Source organism: Streptomyces sp. NBC_00080 (assembly GCF_045041255.1).
GTDB classification, from domain to species: Bacteria; Actinomycetota; Actinomycetes; order Streptomycetales; family Streptomycetaceae; genus Streptomyces; species Streptomyces coriariae.
Window position 1 is genome coordinate 4,548,845 of the sequence record NZ_CP108235.1, and the last position, 16,954, is coordinate 4,565,798.

Consider the following 16,954-nt stretch of genomic DNA (forward strand, 5'->3'; position numbering starts at 1 on the left):
GCCTAGGATTGGCCGGTGGTCACTCCCGAGCAGTCGACGGCCGACGGCCCGACGGCGAGTTGGGCCGACCGGGTGGCTGGTCTGGCCGGGTCGTGCCACCCCGGGCCTGTCGTGGCGGTCACCGCCCTGATGGCGGCTCTGGCCGTCACCGCCGGCCAGAGCGCCGCGCGTTGTGTCCTGACCGCCGCCGCCGTGCTGACCGGGCAGTTGTCCGTCGGCTGGTGCAACGACGCGTTCGACGCGCGCCGGGACATCGCCGCCGGCCGCCGGGGCAAACCCGTCGTCGACGGCACGGTCGGCGTGACGGAGGTGTGGGTGGCCGCGTATGCCGCGCTGGCACTGTGCGTGCCGCTCTCGCTCGCCTGTGGCCTGCGGGCGGGCGCCGTTCACCTGACCGGGGTGGCGGCGGCGTGGGCCTACGACCTGCGGCTCAAGGCGACAGCATGGTCCTGGGCACCGTATGCGGTGGGCTTCGCCGCGCTCCCGGCGTTCGTCGCGCTGGCCTTGCCGGGGCAGCCATGGCCGGCCTGGTGGGTCGTCACCGCCGGGGCGCTGTTGGGGGTCGGCGCCCATCTGGGTGACGTGCTGCCGGACATTCGCGGGGATTTGGCGACGGGAGTTCGGGGATGGCCGCACCGGCTGGGCCCGGACGGCACCCGGCTGCTGCTGCCGGTGCCGCTGGTGGCCGCGTCCGCGGTTCTGGTGCTGGGTCCTGCCGGGCCCCCCGGCAGGTGGGGACCGGCCGCGCTCGTGGTGGCCGGCCTGGTCGCGGTGACGGGGACGGTGCTGGGACGCCGCTGCGAACGGGCGGCGTTCGCTGCGGCGGTCGCGGTGGTGGTGGTGGACGTGGCGCTGCTGCTGCTGCGCGGCACCGGGATCGCCTGACCCAGCCTCCTCGCCGGCCGGCTCACACCGCGCACCCACCACCGGAGACAGCAGATCACCGATCCCTGCTGCGGATGCCGGCGAAGACGGCCTCCGCATCGGTGACGGTGTCATGGACCCGCAGAAGCTGGGACGCCGGACGGGTCACCGATTTGGTCGACGGCTGCGACGCGGCCGGCATCCTCGTCCTGCCTGACACGAAGGTGGAGACCCTCGCTCCCACTCACCGGCTGGTCACCGACAGTGCCCTGCCGCAACAGCAGCTGGGGGAAGGGCCGTGTTTCGGCCGCTGGGACGAACGGAGCCTTTGCGGGAGGGTCGACCGGCTCGGCCGGCGCCGCCGGCAGGATGCGGTCTTCCCACCAGGACAGGCCCATGACGGTGGCGAGCAGGACGAAGGGGACAGAAGCCGGAACGATCAGTACGTACATGCGTACCGCCTGCGGTGGCTGCGTGCGACGCGGCGGGCAGCGGAGGGGGGATGCCCGCATGGGGCGCATCGGTGCGGCGCCGGGATCGAGTGGCGACGGCGGGGGCGCCCCGTTGGGGTCGGGGCGGTTCCGGCACTGATGCGCGAGGTGCGCCCTCGAAGGAGCGCGAGAGGTGTTCGACGCTGCCGGGGGCTCGGGCCGTACCGCACACGCTAGCCCTGACCGCACTCCCTGGACAGACGGCAAGCGGCCATCCGTCCAGGGCGGAAGACCGTGTCGGAAGGGCTTCCGCATTTCAGAAGCCCTGTTCGCACGTACCCCGCCCCGTTGGCGCTGGGCCGCGCGCGGGAGCAACCGACCTCCTCCCTCGGGAAGGACCGTGGTCGTGTGGCGGGCAGGTGTCGTTACGGCCCGCTCGGTACCGGTGGTTCCGACCAGCCGTGTCGGACGGCATGGGCGCCGAGTTGCATGCGGGTGCGGACTCCGGCCGTGTCCATGAGGTGGCGCAGGCGGCGGTGGAGCGTGCGGGGTGACAGGCCCAGCTGGGTTGCGGTCGTCTGGTCGGTCAGGCCGGCCAGCAGGAGCGCGAGGATCCGCCGGTCGAGGTCGGCCGGGCCGGGGTACGGCCCCGCCCCGTCCGTCACATGGGTGACGACGGGGACACCTCCGGTGCGGGCGCCGGACTGGGCCCGGTCGACAGCAACGCCCTTACGACACCGGCCCGTTCGAGAGTGATACGTCCGGCACCCGTTCCCGCTCGCACCTTCAGGCGTTCGGCCACGGGGCCGGTGACGGCCAGCGGTACGCCCGACACCGTCACGCGCAGGATGTCCCGCCGTCGCCTCAGCGTGACCCGGGCCGGTCCTCGATCGCCCGCGCCGAGCGCCGCCTCGACGATCCGGTACGCCGACAGGGCCACATCGGGCGGCAGGTCCCGCGCGGCCTCCGGCAGGCCCCGCAGGGCCACGTCCCGCCCGGCCGCGCGCGCGGTCCGGCACAGTGTGCCGAGGTCCGCGACGGTGGGCGCCGGAGCCAGTCCGTGCCCGGGATCCTCCGACTCGCCCAGGCCGTGCAGGAGTTCGCGCATGGCGGCGAGTACCGACCGGGCCTCGGCGGCCACCGCCTCCAGCCGCCCCTGCCGGGCCTGTTCGACCAGTGCCGCCGTGCGGTGCAGGACGGCGTCCCGCAACTTCGCGGCCAGCCGGTGCCGTTCCGCGTCCGCGGCCCGTTCCGCGTGCCACAGCGCGCCCGCCAACGCGAAGTCGTCCAGGGCCAGGAGCCGCAGCCGGCGGCGCCGCACGGCGAGCCCGGCACCCCACAGGCCGGCGAACACCGCGCCCAGCACCACGGCCAGCGGCACGAACATCACCACGGCGGTGGGCCCCATCGACTCCTCGCCCGACAACGAGCCGTCCGCGCCCGCCGTCGCGACCAGGGTCCCGGAGAGCGAGATCGCCGCCGCGCCCCACGCGGGCCAGGTAGGGGCGGCGCCCCGGCCGTAGACCGCCACCGCGTACACCGCCAGCAGCTCCGCGAGCGCGCCGCCGGCGAAGAACACGAACACCCGCGACGGCAGCCCGGCCCCGGCGACCGCCACCGGCCACAGCCACGACGTGGCCAGCACGCCGAGAAGCGCCGGCCACGGGGCACGCCGTCGCCACAGCAGCGGCACCGCGTGAGCGGTCAGCAGCACCGCCACGACGAGCAGGCCGGGCACCGCGGCGCGCAGGCTCGCGCCTGACCACTCCTCCGCCGTGACCAGGGCGAACACCAGGGGAAGGAGCGTCGCCGTGCACACCAGCGCGGGATCGGCCAGCCGTTGTTCCCGCAGCACGTCGCGCCGGCCCGTGCCCTCGGGCGGACCCCACGGTCCCGTCACGTCGGGCAGGGTGGCCCGGACCCGCCAGCCACCGCCGGGTGCGGGGCCCGCCGTCAGTCTTCCGCCGACGGCCGCGGCCCGCTCCTTCATCCCCGTGACGCCGCGTCCCGACCCCAGCCCGTCGACGGGGCCGACGGCGTCGACGCCGTCCGGTGCCGAGCCGCGCGGGGGAGCATTGTCGACGCACAGTTCCAGGACGCCCTCCCCGCGCAGGACGCCGACGTGCGCGGCGGAGCCCGGGGCGTGCCGCAGGGCGTTCGTCAGGGCCTCGCGGACGATCCCGTGCACCGCCTCGGCCGCCGGTCCGGCCAGGTCGTCGGGGAGCACGGCGTCGATCGGTCGCCCCAACCGGCCGAATCCGGCGATGAGTTCCTCGATGCGCGCGGTCATCGGAGGGGGAGCCGGACGGTCGGCGTCGCGCAGCAGACCGACGAGCCGTTGCAGCGCCGTCAGGGTCTCGATGCCGGTGCGCTCGGCGAACGACAACGCCTCGGCCGTCAGCTCGGGCCTGCTGTCGCCGAGTCTTCGCGCGGCGTCGGCCGTGATGACGACCGAGGTCAGGTGATGGGCGCTCACATCGTGCAGTTCACGGGCCAGCCGCCGCCGTTCGGTGTCGCCCGCCAGCCGCCGGGTCTCCTCCGCGCCGGCCAGCAGTCGGGTCGCGAGCGACCGTCCCTTCAGCCACTGCCTGCGGGCCTCACCGAGCCCCGCGCAGACGACGTACAGGAGCGCGCCGAGCACCCACTCGGAGGCGAGCGCGGGCCGGACCCCGACATGGACGAGCGACAGGAGCCACTCGACGCCCACGGCCGCGGCGACCGCGCGTACGGTCACGGACACGGGGCAGCGCACCGCGACCGAATACAGCGCGACCGGCGCACCCACCCCGAAGTAGCCGTCCTGCCAGGCCGTCTGGCCCACCAGGAGAGCGCCGAGGGACCAGGCCAGGGCCCGGACCGGCGCCTGCCGTCGACGGCCCAGCGCGGCCGTCTCCACGACCAGCGCGCCGAGCACGGCGACGAGTGCCGCCACCCCGGGCACCTCCTCGCCGGCCAGACCGGCTCCGGGCCACAGCCAGGCGATCTGTCCGGTCGCGAGCAGTGCGGGGAGCAGCCAGTTGCGTATCGTCTCCATCTCGGCACGAGCGTAGGCCGGGGTGCGGCGGCGCGGCACCGGCCCCGGGGAGGACGCCGCTCTCCACCCTCCGGCAGAGGCGCCGTTCGTGCCCGCGGCCGATGTGGGGGAACGGGCCCGCGGGGAGGCTTGTCGCCATGACGCATCCGCTCGCCGCCCCGGTGCCCGCGCTCCTGCCCGAACTGCTCCCCTATCACCGCATGGCCCGCGTCTCGGCACGTCACCGATGGTGGCGGCCCGTGCTCGGCACCGGGTTCGTGGCCGTGGCGTGCGTGCTGGTGGCCGGACTGCTCTACGCCCTCGGCTCCGCCCTGGGAGCGGCCAGGGGCTACCCCGAAGCCGCCGACGGGACCGTCGAGTTCGGGCCCGTCTCGGGCACCGCCCTCGACCTGCTGGCGATCGCCTCCGCCATACCCGTCGTCCTGCTCGCGGTGCGCTGGGTCGGCCGTCGCCCGGCGGGCACGGTCTCGTCCGTGACGGGCGGACTGCGGTGGCCCTGGCTGGGCCGGTGCGTGCTGGTGGCCCTCCCGGTCCTCGCCGTGAGCACCGGGGCCGTGCTCCTGCTGCCTGCGGACGATGCCGCTCCGTCGCGGTGGGCGGGCTGGGAGGTCTTCGGCCCGGCCCTCGCCATGCTGGTGGTCCTGGTACCGCTGCAGGCGGCCGCCGAGGAGTACGTCTTCCGCGGCTGGCTCACGCAGGCGGTCGGCGCCTTCCTGCGCTCTCCCTGGTGGGCGCTCGTGCCCCAGGCCGTCCTGTTCGCCGCCGCCCACGGCTGGGGCACCCCGTGGGGCTTCGCCGACCTGGTCCTGTACGGAGTGGTCGCGGGCCGGCTCACCGTACGCACCGGCGGGCTGGAGGCGGCCATCGGCCTGCACGCCGTGAACAACCTGCTGGCCTTCGGCGTCTCGGCCGCCGTCGTCGACGGCCTCAAGAGCGACGACACCGCCGCGGACGCTCCCTGGCAGCTCGTGGCCCTCGACCTGGTCGGCATCGCCCTGTACACGGCGGCCGTCCTCTGGCTGGCGCGTCGCCACCCGCCGACCCGCACCGTCCCCGCACCGGCACCGGCACCAGCACCGCCCCCGGTCCCGGTCCTGCCGCCGTGGCCCTTCCCCGGCCCGCACCCCCAGGCCCTCGCCGCTCACGTCCCTGTCTCCTGGGCCCCTGTGCCTGTGCCGGTCCCTGGGTCTGGGTCTGCTGGGTCTGGGTCTGGGTCTGCTGGAGCTGTGCCTGCGCCTGGGCCCGTCCCGTACGCCGACCGCACGGACGCGCCGGGTGTGCCCCCGGGGGCGGCTCCCCGCACCGCACCTCCGCCCGGCGAGACCGGGCTGCCCCCGCACCGAGAGTCGGGTCGGGACCTCTAAGTTGCATTATCCGCAACGCAACTGACGGTCCGTCGACATGGGAACGCGTCGGAGGGGCACTCGGAGGAGCAAGTCGAAAGTGAGGAGCGCGAGGCCCGTTCGGTCCGTGCAACCGACAACCGGGAGTATTCGATGACGAGTTATGGCAGCTCTTCCACCGCGTCCTCGGGATCACGCGCCAACGGCCTGGCGATCGCGAGCCTCTGCTGCGGCATCGTCGGACTGTTCATCCTGAACATCGTCCTGGGGCCGCTGGCCATCGTCTTCGGTGCCGTCGCCCGCCGCCAGGCGGCGGTCAGGAACGGCGCCGGAATGGCGCGGGCCGGCATCATCCTCGGCATCGTCGACGTGGTGCTGTGGATCGTGCTGCTGGCCGTGGCCGCCAGCAACGGCGGATTCAGCTGGTACGTGGGCGGCTGACCCGCGGGGACGCGCGGCGGGCGGCGGTGCGGGGGCCCGAGAACCGCGTCCGGCGCCCGGGGAAGCACCGCCGTGGCCACCATCGCCGCAAGGTCCGACATGTTCCATATCTGCGCATGGGTGCCGATCGGCCGGATACCCGTACGGCATGGCACGGACACTGAAGCCGCACAAGCGGCACGGCGAGCAGACGGCGGACCGCGAGGGCGGGGCCGGGCAGGATCCGGTCGCCGCCGGTCCGGACGAGCAGGTGGAGCAGCAGGCCCCTGACAAGCCCACGGACCTGCCCAAACGCTCCTGGGGAGCGGTACTGAAAGGCACCCTGAAGGAGTTCAAGAAGGACGAGCTGGCCGACCGCGCGGCGGCCCTGACCTACTACTCGATCCTGGCGCTGTTCCCGGCGCTGCTGGCGCTGGTGTCGCTGCTGGGGATCGTCGGGCAGTCGGCCACCCAGACGGTCCTGGACAACATCCAGAAACTCGCGCCGGGCGCGGCTCAGGACGTCCTGCGCAGCGCGGTGCAGCAGATGCAGGGCAAGGGCGGGGTCGGCTCGGTGATGGCGATCGTCGGTCTGGTGCTGGCGGTGTGGTCGGCGTCCGGCTATGTCGCCGCGTTCATCCGCAGCGCCAACGCGGTCTACGACATCCCCGAGGGCCGTCCGGTGTGGAAAGTGCTGCCGGTGCGGGTCGGCGTGACCGTCGTACTGATGGTCATGGCGGTGATCAGCGCGCTGATCGTGGTGTTCACCGGCAGCCTGGCCCGGCAGGCCGGCACCACCCTCGGGGTCGGCGACACGGCGCTCACCGTGTGGTCGATCGCCAAGTGGCCGGTGCTGGTGGTCCTGGTCACGGTGATGATCGCGGTCCTGTACTGGGCCACTCCGAACGCACGCGTGCGTGGCTTCCGCTGGGTCACCCCGGGCAGCTTCCTGGCCCTGCTGATCTGGATGGTCGCGTCCGCCGGGTTCGCGCTGTACGTGGCCAACTTCGGCTCGTACAACAAGACCTACGGCACGCTGGCCGGTGTGATCATCTTCCTGGTGTGGTTGTGGATCACCAACCTGGCCATCCTGCTCGGCCTGGAGTTCGACGCGGAGATGGTCCGCCAGCGCGCCGTCGCCGGTGGCCACCCGGCCGACGAGGAGCCGTACGTCCAGCCGCGCGACACCCGGAAGTGGGACGAGGAGGACCGCCGCCGCCTCGGGTCCTGACCCGGCGGCGGCCGGGGCGCACCGCCGCCCGCATGCGAGGTCAGGACACCGTCCGCTCCTGGAGCGGCTCGAGGGAGATGTGCGGGGACAGGGCGCGGAGGAAGTCCGGCGCGTCGAAGATCTCGCCGGCCGAGGCGACACCCACCGTGCGGGTCCGGCCGGTGAGGATGCGGTGGACCGCCTCCACCGCGAGCGGCGCGCTGACCGCGTAGATGTCCCGGCCGCTCGCCACGGCGCGCCGTTCGGTGTCGCCCGAGCGCACGACGACGTCGACGACGAAGGTCTGGTCGGACCGGCCGTTCCCGTCGGCCGCGGTCGGCGCCGGTGTGTCCGGGGCCGCGAGATCCGTGGCCGCCTCGGTCGTCATGTGGGTGCGTACGGCGGGGACGGCGAGGTGGCTGGGGAGGGTGACCACGTCGGCCATGGTGAACTCCCCGACGACCTCCCTGGTGCCCATCGGGTCGGGAAACGCCCACTTCAGGAGCGTCGGACGGTCGTCGTGGTACTCCAGCCGCCCGCCGGTGTAGCGCACGCGCCGGCCGCCGCGCCGCTCCCGCGAGACCGTACCGGCGGTGCGCGTCCCGGGGGTCGGATGCCAACCGCTCAGTCCGTACGCGACGGTCGCCTCGTCGGCCGCCGTCCAGTCGCCCATCGCGGCGGTGGCCAGCAGATCACCGAGACCGCCGTAGAAGGCCATCGCGGGGACGATCACGGCTCCCGCCGCGCGGGCGCGGTCCGCGAAGTGCGCGAACGTGTCGAGGTTGGCCTCGATCTCGGCCGCCACGTCGACGTACGGGATCCCGGCACGCAGTGCCGCCTCGATCAGCGGAGCGGCGGTCGTGGCGAAGGGCCCCGCGCAGTTGATCACGGCGTCCGCGCCGGCCAGGGCACGGTCGAGCGAGGCGGGGTCGTCGACCGCCGCCGGCCGGACCTCCGGTCCGGGTGCGGGCGCGGGCGCGGACGCCGCTGCCGCCGTCGCTCGCAGCTTCTCGGCGTCGCGGCCGGAGAAGACCGGAACGAACCCGCGGTCCCGCAGCTGTGCCACCACGAAGCGTCCGGTGTGGCCGTACGCGCCGTACACCGTCACCGTCCGCCCCGACCCCGACGCCGGCACCGTCCCCGGCACCGCGGCCGTCCCCGGCACCGAGGCCGCTCCCGGCCCCGACGCCGCTCCCGCTCCCGCTCCCGCTCCCGATGCCGATGCCGATGCCGATGCCGATGCCATGGTTCGTCCCCCGCCTTTGAAAGATCCGTGATCTGCGTGATCCGCGCGATCCCCATGACCCGCGTGATCCGTCGAGAACATCCTGGCGAGGGCGGGGGGCTCCGTGGGAGTGTCCGGAACGACATGCCCCGTACACTTTCGGACATGGGTACCGTCGCGCTGGCCGTCACCGAGGGGATGCTGCACTTCGAACTGTCCATGGCGTACGAGGTGTTCGGCGCCGCCCCGGTCGGCGTGACCGTCCCCTGGTACGAGGTCGAGGTCTGCGGGTCGGACGCCGTGCGGGTCGGCCGGTTCCGGCTGGAGCCCGACCAGGGGCTCGACCGCCTCCGCCGCCTCCGGCGCGCCGACACGGTGATCGTCCCCGGCTGGGCGGACGTCGACGAGGAGCCGCCCGCCGAACTCGTCGACGCGGTGCGCGCGGCCCACGAGGCGGGTGCGCGCGTGGCTTCCCTGTGCACGGGCGCGTTCGTGCTGGCCGCCGCCGGACTGCTGGACGGCAGGCGCGCGACCACGCACTGGGCGCACACCGAGGTCCTGGCCGCCCGCTACCCGCGGCTGGAGGTCGACCCGGACGTGCTCTACGTGGACAACGGCAGCGTGCTCACCTCCGCGGGCAAGGCCGCCGCGATGGATCTGTGCCTGCATCTCGTCCGCCTCGACCACGGCTCGTCCGTCGCCAACGCGGTCGCCCGCCGCCTGGTCGTGCCGCCGCACCGGGCGGGCGGCCAGGCCCAGTTCGTCGCCGCCCCGGTGCCCGCCCGGGACGACCACCCGCTCGCCTCCCTGTTCCCCTGGGCGATCGAACGGCTCGACCGACCCCTCGGCGTGGAGGACCTGGCCCGCCGGGCGGGGATGAGCTCGCGCACCCTGGGCCGCCACTTCAGGACGGTGACCGGCACCACCCCGCTGCAATGGCTGCTGACCCAACGGATCCGCCGAGCACAGGAGCTGCTGGAGACCACCGACGACGTCGTCGACGTCATCGCGACGGCCACCGGCATGGGTACCGCGACGACACTGCGCCGGCACTTCAACCGTACGGTCGGCGTGCCTCCGGACACCTACCGCCGGACCTTCCGCTCACGGCCCGACACCGACCCGGCGCAGGCCACCACACAGGCGCGGGCCACACAGGCGCGGGCCACCTAGGCGCGGGCGGCCGCGCGAGCCCCGGCGATCCGGGGACGGCGAGGGCGAGGGCCGGGGCGTCAGTCCCGGACGAGCTGGTCGGCCAGGCGGTGTGCCTGGGCCAGCAGCGTTCCGTACGTCTCCAGCGCGTCCGGGTCGTCGGACACGGCTCCTGGCAGCTGCCGGCGGAACTCGTCGAGATTGCGGTGGAGGTCCTCGACCGCCTCGCGCAGTCGCTCCGCCGCGCGGTCGTCGGAGCCACCGGCGGCGAACCGGGTCCGACCGTACAGCCGGACCGCGCGGGCCGTGTGGCGCAGGAAGTCCGCGTAGGCGTGGGTGATGCCGGCGGGCGGCCGGGCCGCCTCCCCGCGCTCCGCGATCTCCCACACGGTCCGGGTCACCCCCACCGTGTGGACGGCGACATGGTCGAGCACGACCAGCGCGTCGTCGTAGGCCTTGCCGGGTGAGGAAAGGAGCCGCGTGCGGCGCCCCCGCGGATTGCCGCGCATGCTCTCCCGGCTCCAGCCGATCGCCGACCGGGCCTGGTCGACGAGCCGGCCCAGCCGCAGGGCCCGCTCGTGCCGGCTCCCCGCCGCCTGCCCGTCCCACTCGCCGTCGGCCAGGCCGTCGGCCACCGCGTCCAGGATCTCCTGTGCCTCACGAGCCGCGTCCTCCAGCGCGGCGCGGGCGTCGCGCAGGTACACCGGTGGCCGGATCAGCACGTTGACCGCCACCCCGACCACCGCGCCGAAGACCGCCTCCGCGATGCGGGCGGCCGACGAGACGATACTCACCTGGCCACCGGTCAGCACGAAGAGCGCACCGGTGGCTGCGTAGACGCCCTGGCTTCCCAGCCGCTGCCACTGCCCGAGCAGCAGCACCGCCGGAAGGACCAGGGCCATCGCGGCCATCGTGCTGCCCAGCAGCAGCGCCCCGGCCGTCGCCACCGCCGTACCCACCGCGATCGCCGCGAGCTGCTGGAGCCCGTGCGCGACCGACCGGTACACGGTCGCCTCCACCAGCACGACGGCGACCCACGGCGCGACGAACGCCATCGGCGCCTCGAGCCACCAGCCCACGACCGCCCACGCCAGCCAGGCGGCCAGCGCCGCCTTGCCGGCCTGCACCGCCAGGTCCCGCTCCCGGCCCGGCCCCTCCCCCGCCCGCCGCACCGCGGCCACGACGGAGCCGGCCCACCGCCGAACAACCCATGTCGCCCTACGCGTCCACTCCATGCCACAGCGAGTGCCACATCAGGGACGAGACGCACCCGCCGTTCAGCGGGCCGAGCCTGGTTCACCGGGCCGGATGGCCGGGTCACCGGGCCGGATGCGCACCCGACAGGAAGGAATATCCACACATGAGGGCGCAATACCGCGTATCACCGCGTCCTGCGGGCACTCGGCCGCCATGAACGCCGAGACAGGAACCCAGGGCTCCTACTGGCTGGAGACCGCGCCGCCCGGCGCCCCGGCTCCGCCGCCCTCCGGTGACCTCACCGTCGACGTCGCCGTGATCGGCGCCGGCATCGCCGGCCTCAGCACGGCCTGGGAGCTGGTCCGGCAGGGACGCGAGGTGGCGGTGCTGGAGGCCGACCGGATCGCCGCCGGGGTCACCGGCCACACGACGGCCAAGCTGACCGCCCAGCACACCCTGATCTACGACCATCTGCGGCGCACCCGCGGCCCCGAGGGCGCCGCCCTGTACGCGCGCTCGCAGACCGAGGCGATCGGGCACGCCGCCGAGATCGTCGCGGAACTCGGTGTCGACTGCGCGTGGGAGGAGGCGGCGGCCTTCACCTACGCCGAGGATCCCCGGCACGTCGCGGAGTTGCGGGCGGAGGCCGAAGCCGCACGTGAGGCGGGGCTGCCGGCCGAGTTCGTGACCGAGACCGAGCTGCCCTTCGCGGTCGCCGGCGCGGTCCGGGTGAGCGGACAGGCCCAGTTCCATCCCCGCAAGTACCTGCTGGCGCTCACCGACGACCTGCTCCGGCGGGGCGGCACGGTGTACGAGGGAACTCGGGTCGTCGGCCTCACCGAGGGCGAACCCTGCGTGCTGCGCACCGACGCCGGTGTGTCGATCCGCGCCCGCGAGGTCGTGGTCGCCACGCACCACCCCGTCTTCGACCGGGCCCTGCTGTTCACCCGGCTCAGCCCACGCCGTGAGCTCGTCGTCGCCGCGACCATCGACGAGGACCGCGCCCCGCGGGGCATGTACATCACGCCGGAACGGGCCACCCGCTCCGTGCGCACCGCCCCGTACCGCGACGGCAAGCGTCTGCTGATCGTCACCGGGGAGCACTTCACCCCCGGCACCGCCGACGCCGAGGAGAGGTTCGCCCGGCTGTCCGCCTGGGCCGACGACCGCTTCGCCGGTCTCACCTTCACCCACCGCTGGGCCACCCAGGACAACGACTCCACCGACTCCGTACCTCTGGTCGGACCGCTCCACCCCGGCAGCCGCCACACCTATGTGGCCACCGGCTTCGGCGGCTGGGGCATGAGCGGCGGCATCATGGCGGGCCGTCTGCTCGGCGACCTGATCAACGGGCGCGAGTCAGCCTGGAGCGGCCTCTACGACCCGCGCCGCCTGGCGTCCGTGGTCCGCGAGGGGACCACGTTCCTGAAACACCAGGCACAGGTGGCCCGGCACTTCATCGGCGACCGGCTGCCTGCCGTGACGGCCCCCGCGCCGGACGACATCCCCCGGGGCCACGGCGCCGTGCTGCGCCTGGGCGGACGGCAGTACGCCGTCCACCGGGACGAGAACGGCGTACTCCGGGCGGTCTCGGCGCGCTGCACCCACCTGGGCTGCATCGTGTCCTTCAACCACGGCGAGCAGGCCTGGGAGTGCCCCTGCCACGGCTCCCGCTTCGCCCCGGACGGACAGATCCTGCAAGGCCCGGCGGTACGCCCGCTGGAGAAGCGCGACCTCCCGGAGTAGGGGCACATCCGCGGGGACCCCGTCCCCGCACGCACCGTCCCCGCGTCCACCCCCCTCGCATTCACTTCGAGTTCACCCCCGGTACTAACGCTGTTCAGAGACGCCCCTCATCGGCCTTTCATCTCTTACCTGTTTCTTACAGGGATGTGACTGAAGGCCGACGATCTGAAGGGACGTCATGACTGGCTGGTTGAAGCGCCGTCGCTCCGGCGACGGCGGGCCGGGCGGCGACGAGACCCCGGTGCGGGCCGGGGGATCGCCGCCGCAGTTCGCGGACGACGAGGCGCTGCGGGTGGCCAGCAGACTCCACGCCTTCAACCGGTACGAGCTCAAGTACCTGGTTCCGGTGGAGCAGGCGGCACAGATCCGGGACGAGCTGGGCGAGCGGATGGACCGCGACCTGCACAGCCCCGTCGGCGGTTACGGCGTGTGGAGCCTCTACTACGACACTCCTCACCTCCGTTTCTACTGGGAGAAGATCGAGGGCCTGAAGTTCCGCCGCAAACTGCGCATCCGCCACTACGGAGACCTGGACGGGGTCACCGACGACTCCCCCGTCTGCGTGGAGATCAAGCAGCGGGTCAACCGGGTCACCCAGAAGCGCCGCATCACCGTGCCCTACGCCACCGCCCGGAAGCTGTGCGACGAGCGGGAGATGATCGAGCACTCGGCGAAGGAGAACGCCTTCGTCGACGAGGTCCTCGAGCTGGTGGTCAGGCTCAACCTCCGGCCCACCGCCATCACCGGCTACCAGCGTGAGGCGCTGGTCGGCCGCGACCAGGACACGGGACTGCGCGTCACCTTCGACCGCCGCATCCGCGGCCGCGACCGGGACTTCCACTTCGGCACGCCGAACGCCCAGAACCGGTTCACCGTCCCACCGCACCTGTCGGTGATGGAGGTGAAGGTCAACGAGCGCACCCCGTACTGGATCACCGACCTGGCGGCCAGGCGCAACCTGAGCCTCGTCCGGGTCTCCAAGTACGTCCAGAGCATCGAGGCGTTCGGGCTGGCCCCCAGGTCCGTCTTCCACGTCCGGGAGGAAGACCTCCCGCAGGCGCCCGCCCTCGTCCCCCTCGTTCCCACGCCCGCGTCCCCCACGACGCGACGCCCCACGGAGGCATCCCACTCGTGAATCTCAACGTTCAGGACCTGAGCGGTACGTTCAGCGTCACCGACATCGTGCTCGCCATGACCCTGTCCTTCGTGCTCTCCGCGATGATCGGCTACGTCTACCGGGCCACGCACAAGAACGTCTCCTACAGCCAGTCCTATGTGCAGACGCTGGTCATCGTCGGCATGATCGTCGCCCTGATCATGCTGGTCGTCGGCTCCAACCTGGCTCGCGCCTTCTCCCTGGTCGGAGCGCTGTCGGTGGTCCGCTTCCGCAACGCGGTCAAGGAGACCAGGGACGTCGGCTTCATCTTCCTGGCGATGGCCGTGGGCATGGCGTGCGGCGCCCGCTTCTACACGCTGGCCGCGGTCGGCGGCACCGTGATCGCCCTGATCATCCTGGCGATGAGCAAGTTCGACTGGTTCGCCCTCAACGTCCAGCGTCAGGTCGTCAAGGTCCAGGTCCCGGCGGGCGAGGACCACACCCACGCGATCCAGGACGTCCTGCTGCGCCACACCGACGAGTTCGAGCTGGTGAGCACGGAGTCGATCCGCGGCGGCACCCTGACCGAGGTGTTCTACACGGTCCGCATCAAGAAGGGCCACGAGCCGGGTGAGCTGGTCGCGGCGCTCCAGGAGCGCGCCATGGGGCAGCGCGTGACCGTGCTGACCGGTTACGACCAGACGGACCTCTGATGACCGCCCCCCGCAAGCGGCTGGCGCACCGCGTCCCGCTGCGGCTTCGCCACCACTGGAAGCCGGCCGGCTCCCTCGCCGTGGGGCTCTCGGTTCTGCTGATCTTCTTCGGGGACGTACGCGTCACCCCCTTCGTCACCAGCGCCTCCACGGCGGACGGGGACGAGATCACGGACAACGTCACGGGGGCGGTCGACCTGTTCGACGACTCACGGACGCACTCGATCCAACTCGAGTACAGCGAGACCGACTTCACGGACATGATGGAGAAGTACCAGGACGAGGGCGAGAAGGAGTACATCAAGGCCGACCTCACCGTCGACGGCGTGTACCTGAACGACGTCGGTATCCGCCTCAAGGGCAACTCCACGCTCCAGAGCCTGCGCGGCGGCACCACGGGAGGCGGCGGCCAGGGCGGCCCCGCGGGCCAGGACGGCGGTCAGCGGCAGAACACCGGGGCGCAGAACGGTGACCAGCAGCAGAACGGCGGTCGGCAGCAGGCTCCGCAGGGCGGCGGCATGGCCGCAGGTGGGGGCGGTGGCGGCGGCGGGATGACACAGTTCAGCCTCTCCGCCTCCAAACCCGAGGAACTGCCCTGGCTCATCAGCATCGACGAGTACGTCGAAGGCCGCGCCTACGAGGGCCACCGCGAGCTCTCGCTGCGCCCCGGCGTCGACGAGGCCCTGCCGCTGAACGAGGCCCTGTCACTGTCGCTGATGAAGAAGTCCGGTCAGACGGCCGAGAAGTTCGCCTTCACCGCGGTGAAGGTCAACAGCCGTCCGGTCGCGACCCGGCTCATGGTCGAGAACCCGAGCAAGGACTACGTCGACGCGGAACTCGGCGGCACGGGCGTGGCCTACAAGGCCCGGGCGGGCAGCAGCTTCGACTACGTGGGAGACGACCCCACCGACTACGAGGAGTCCTTCAAGCAGCTCAACCTCAAGGGCAGCCAGGACCTCTCGCCGGTGATGAAGCTCCTCAAGTGGGTCAACCAGGCGTCGGACGCGGAGTTCGCCGAGAACCTCGACAGGTACGTCGACGTGGAGTCCTTCTCGGAGTACGTGGCGACACAGAACCTGCTCCTGAACTTCGACGACATGGCCGGGCCGGGCAAGAACTACGTGCTCTGGTACGACCTCGGCACCAAGAAGTTCTCCGTCCTCGGCTGGGACTTCAACCTGACCTTCAGCGGCACCGCCACCACCGGGCCCGACGACAGTACGAGCATGGGCGGAGGAGGAGGCGGAGGAGGAGGCGGGATGCCGGGTGCCGCCGCACAGGACGGAGGGGCGGACACGCCGTCCGTGATGCCGTCCGGGATGCCGCAGGCTCCGGGGAACGGTCAGCAGGACGGCCGGCAGGACGCGGACACGGCGGAGGCCGGCGGTCCGGGCGGCGGTGGAGGTGGCGGCGGCATGGGCGGCAACCTCCTCAAGGAGCGGTTCCTGGCGGCGGACGCCTTCGACAACGCGTATCACGCGGCCTACAAGAAGCTGTACCAGGAGTTCTACGCCTCGGGGTACGCGCTCGACGCCCTCGACTCCCTCGCCGCGCGGGCGAAGCGGGCGGGCGCCGACACCTCCGGAGTCTCCGCCACCGCGAAGTCCCTCGGCGGCACGGTCACCTCACGGACCGAGAGCCTCGCGAAGAACGAGGTCATCACCGGCTGACGGCGGCCCCGTGGCCCCGAGGGCCACACATGCGAGCGGCGCGCCCGGGCCCTGGAGGGCCGGGGCGCGCCGTCTGTTGCGCGCCGGTGTGCCGAGTCAGGTGGTCATCGGCTCACCGGGGTGTGGGTCGGTCAGTGGCGGTTGCCGTCGTGGTGGCGGTTGCCGTCGTGGTGCCCGCCACCGTGGTGGCGGTTGCGGCCCCAGGACTCGTCGTCCACGAAGCGGCCGCGGTCGTTGCGCAGGGTGGCGGTGTCGGAGCGGTTGTCCCACACCTCCCTGTTACGGTCCTGGAAGAGGTCCCGACGGGTGTCGCGGCCCTCGCCGGTGTGGACGCGGACCGTGGAGCGGCCCTCCAGGCGGTAGTGGTGGAACGTGTAGGTGCGGCCGTCCTCGTTCTTGAGGGTCCAGCCGTCGAGGTTGATCGTGTGACGCGTGGTGTTGGTGAGTTCCACCCACTCCCTGTTCAGCGAACTCCGGGAGCGGTCGTCACGTCCCGGGGCGTCGTACTGGACGGCGCTGATCCGCACCTCCGGGCGGTTGGGACGAGCGTGGTCGGACGCGGACGCCGGCAGTGCCATCGCTCCGACCAGGGCGCCGGCCGTGAGGGCGGTGGCGGTCAGACGACGAGCGGTGACAGAAGCGGAAGTGGACAAAGAGTTCCCCTGGGATGTGCGGGCACCCTCCCACTGCGGCCTTCGTGGACGCCGTGGGGGTGGGTGCGATGTGCGGGTGCGGTCGGCTGGCCGCAGACACACTCTGTCCACGGAGTGCGGGAGATGGGTAGGAAACGTGGCGTGTGTTACCTGTTGTCCATATCTCTGTGACTCTCGGCTGCAACGTCCATTTAGGTGAC

14 protein-coding genes are annotated in these 16,954 nt (G+C 72.8%); 9 read left to right on the plus strand and 5 right to left on the minus strand.

Annotation, left to right across the window (positions count from 1 at the left end; genetic code table 11):
- The first annotated feature begins 15 nt into the window (after nt 1-15).
- Nucleotides 16-885: a UbiA family prenyltransferase gene (locus OHU34_RS20305; protein ID WP_405767681.1), complete on the plus strand. Its 870-nt coding sequence runs from the start codon at nt 16-18 to the stop codon at nt 883-885.
- Between the two features lie 835 nt (nt 886-1,720).
- Here the strand turns inward: OHU34_RS20305 and OHU34_RS20310 are convergent.
- Both OHU34_RS20310 and OHU34_RS20315 read right to left on the minus strand, forming a co-directional pair.
- On the minus strand, nt 1,721-1,960 hold the full coding sequence (locus OHU34_RS20310) for a response regulator transcription factor (protein ID WP_230195144.1): 240 nt from the start codon (nt 1,958-1,960) through the stop codon (nt 1,721-1,723).
- Nucleotides 1,957-4,329, minus strand: coding sequence for a histidine kinase (locus tag OHU34_RS20315; protein WP_405767684.1), 2,373 nt, complete (start codon nt 4,327-4,329; stop codon nt 1,957-1,959). The genes OHU34_RS20310 and OHU34_RS20315 overlap by 4 nt, the downstream gene beginning before the upstream one ends.
- Nucleotides 4,330-4,466: 137 nt before the next feature.
- Between OHU34_RS20315 and OHU34_RS20320 the strand changes: the two genes are divergently transcribed.
- The 3 genes from OHU34_RS20320 to OHU34_RS20330 all read left to right on the plus strand — a co-directional run bounded on the left by OHU34_RS20320 (nt 4,467) and on the right by OHU34_RS20330 (nt 7,323).
- Nucleotides 4,467-5,693 (plus strand): CPBP family intramembrane glutamic endopeptidase, encoded by a 1,227-nt coding sequence (locus tag OHU34_RS20320; protein ID WP_405767686.1) that lies wholly within the window; start codon nt 4,467-4,469, stop codon nt 5,691-5,693.
- A 132-nt stretch (nt 5,694-5,825) separates the two neighbouring features.
- Nucleotides 5,826-6,113: a DUF4190 domain-containing protein gene (locus tag OHU34_RS20325; RefSeq protein ID WP_142265323.1), complete on the plus strand. Its 288-nt coding sequence runs from the start codon at nt 5,826-5,828 to the stop codon at nt 6,111-6,113.
- A gap of 148 nt (nt 6,114-6,261) precedes the next feature.
- Nucleotides 6,262-7,323, plus strand: coding sequence for a YihY/virulence factor BrkB family protein (locus tag OHU34_RS20330; protein WP_142265322.1), 1,062 nt, complete (start codon nt 6,262-6,264; stop codon nt 7,321-7,323).
- A gap of 40 nt (nt 7,324-7,363) precedes the next feature.
- On the opposite strand, the gene OHU34_RS20335 is transcribed toward OHU34_RS20330, so the two are convergent.
- The gene (locus OHU34_RS20335) at nt 7,364-8,467 is read right to left on the minus strand and encodes a saccharopine dehydrogenase NADP-binding domain-containing protein (RefSeq protein WP_405767688.1); all 1,104 of its coding nucleotides are present in this window, start codon (nt 8,465-8,467) and stop codon (nt 7,364-7,366) included.
- A 225-nt stretch (nt 8,468-8,692) separates the two neighbouring features.
- On the opposite strand from OHU34_RS20335, the gene OHU34_RS20340 reads away from it, so the two are divergent.
- The gene (locus tag OHU34_RS20340) at nt 8,693-9,700 is read left to right on the plus strand and encodes a helix-turn-helix domain-containing protein (protein WP_405767690.1); all 1,008 of its coding nucleotides are present in this window, start codon (nt 8,693-8,695) and stop codon (nt 9,698-9,700) included.
- A 59-nt stretch (nt 9,701-9,759) separates the two neighbouring features.
- Here the strand turns inward: OHU34_RS20340 and OHU34_RS20345 are convergent, their stop codons facing one another.
- A complete protein-coding gene (locus tag OHU34_RS20345) occupies nt 9,760-10,914 on the minus strand; it encodes an aromatic acid exporter family protein (RefSeq protein WP_405767693.1) in 1,155 nt (384 codons plus the stop codon).
- Between the two features lie 175 nt (nt 10,915-11,089).
- On the opposite strand from OHU34_RS20345, the gene OHU34_RS20350 reads away from it, so the two are divergent.
- From OHU34_RS20350 to OHU34_RS20365, 4 genes are all read left to right on the plus strand, one after another.
- Nucleotides 11,090-12,622 carry an FAD-dependent oxidoreductase gene (locus OHU34_RS20350; protein ID WP_142265319.1) on the plus strand — a complete coding sequence of 511 codons (1,533 nt, stop codon included), beginning with the start codon at nt 11,090-11,092 and terminating at the stop codon, nt 12,620-12,622.
- Nucleotides 12,623-12,914: 292 nt separating this feature from the next.
- Entirely contained in the window at nt 12,915-13,757 is an 843-nt protein-coding gene (locus OHU34_RS20355) for a polyphosphate polymerase domain-containing protein (RefSeq protein ID WP_230195172.1), read from the plus strand.
- Between the two features lie 56 nt (nt 13,758-13,813).
- Nucleotides 13,814-14,431 carry a DUF4956 domain-containing protein gene (locus OHU34_RS20360; protein WP_372481728.1) on the plus strand — a complete coding sequence of 206 codons (618 nt, stop codon included), beginning with the start codon at nt 13,814-13,816 and terminating at the stop codon, nt 14,429-14,431.
- Entirely contained in the window at nt 14,431-16,101 is a 1,671-nt protein-coding gene (locus OHU34_RS20365; protein ID WP_405767696.1) for a CotH kinase family protein, read from the plus strand. Before OHU34_RS20360 ends, OHU34_RS20365 begins: the two co-directional genes overlap by 1 nt.
- Before the next feature lie 131 nt (nt 16,102-16,232).
- On the opposite strand, the gene OHU34_RS20370 is transcribed toward OHU34_RS20365, so the two are convergent.
- Nucleotides 16,233-16,754: a lamin tail domain-containing protein gene (locus OHU34_RS20370; RefSeq protein ID WP_230195149.1), complete on the minus strand. Its 522-nt coding sequence runs from the start codon at nt 16,752-16,754 to the stop codon at nt 16,233-16,235.
- Nucleotides 16,755-16,954: the final 200 nt, after the last annotated feature.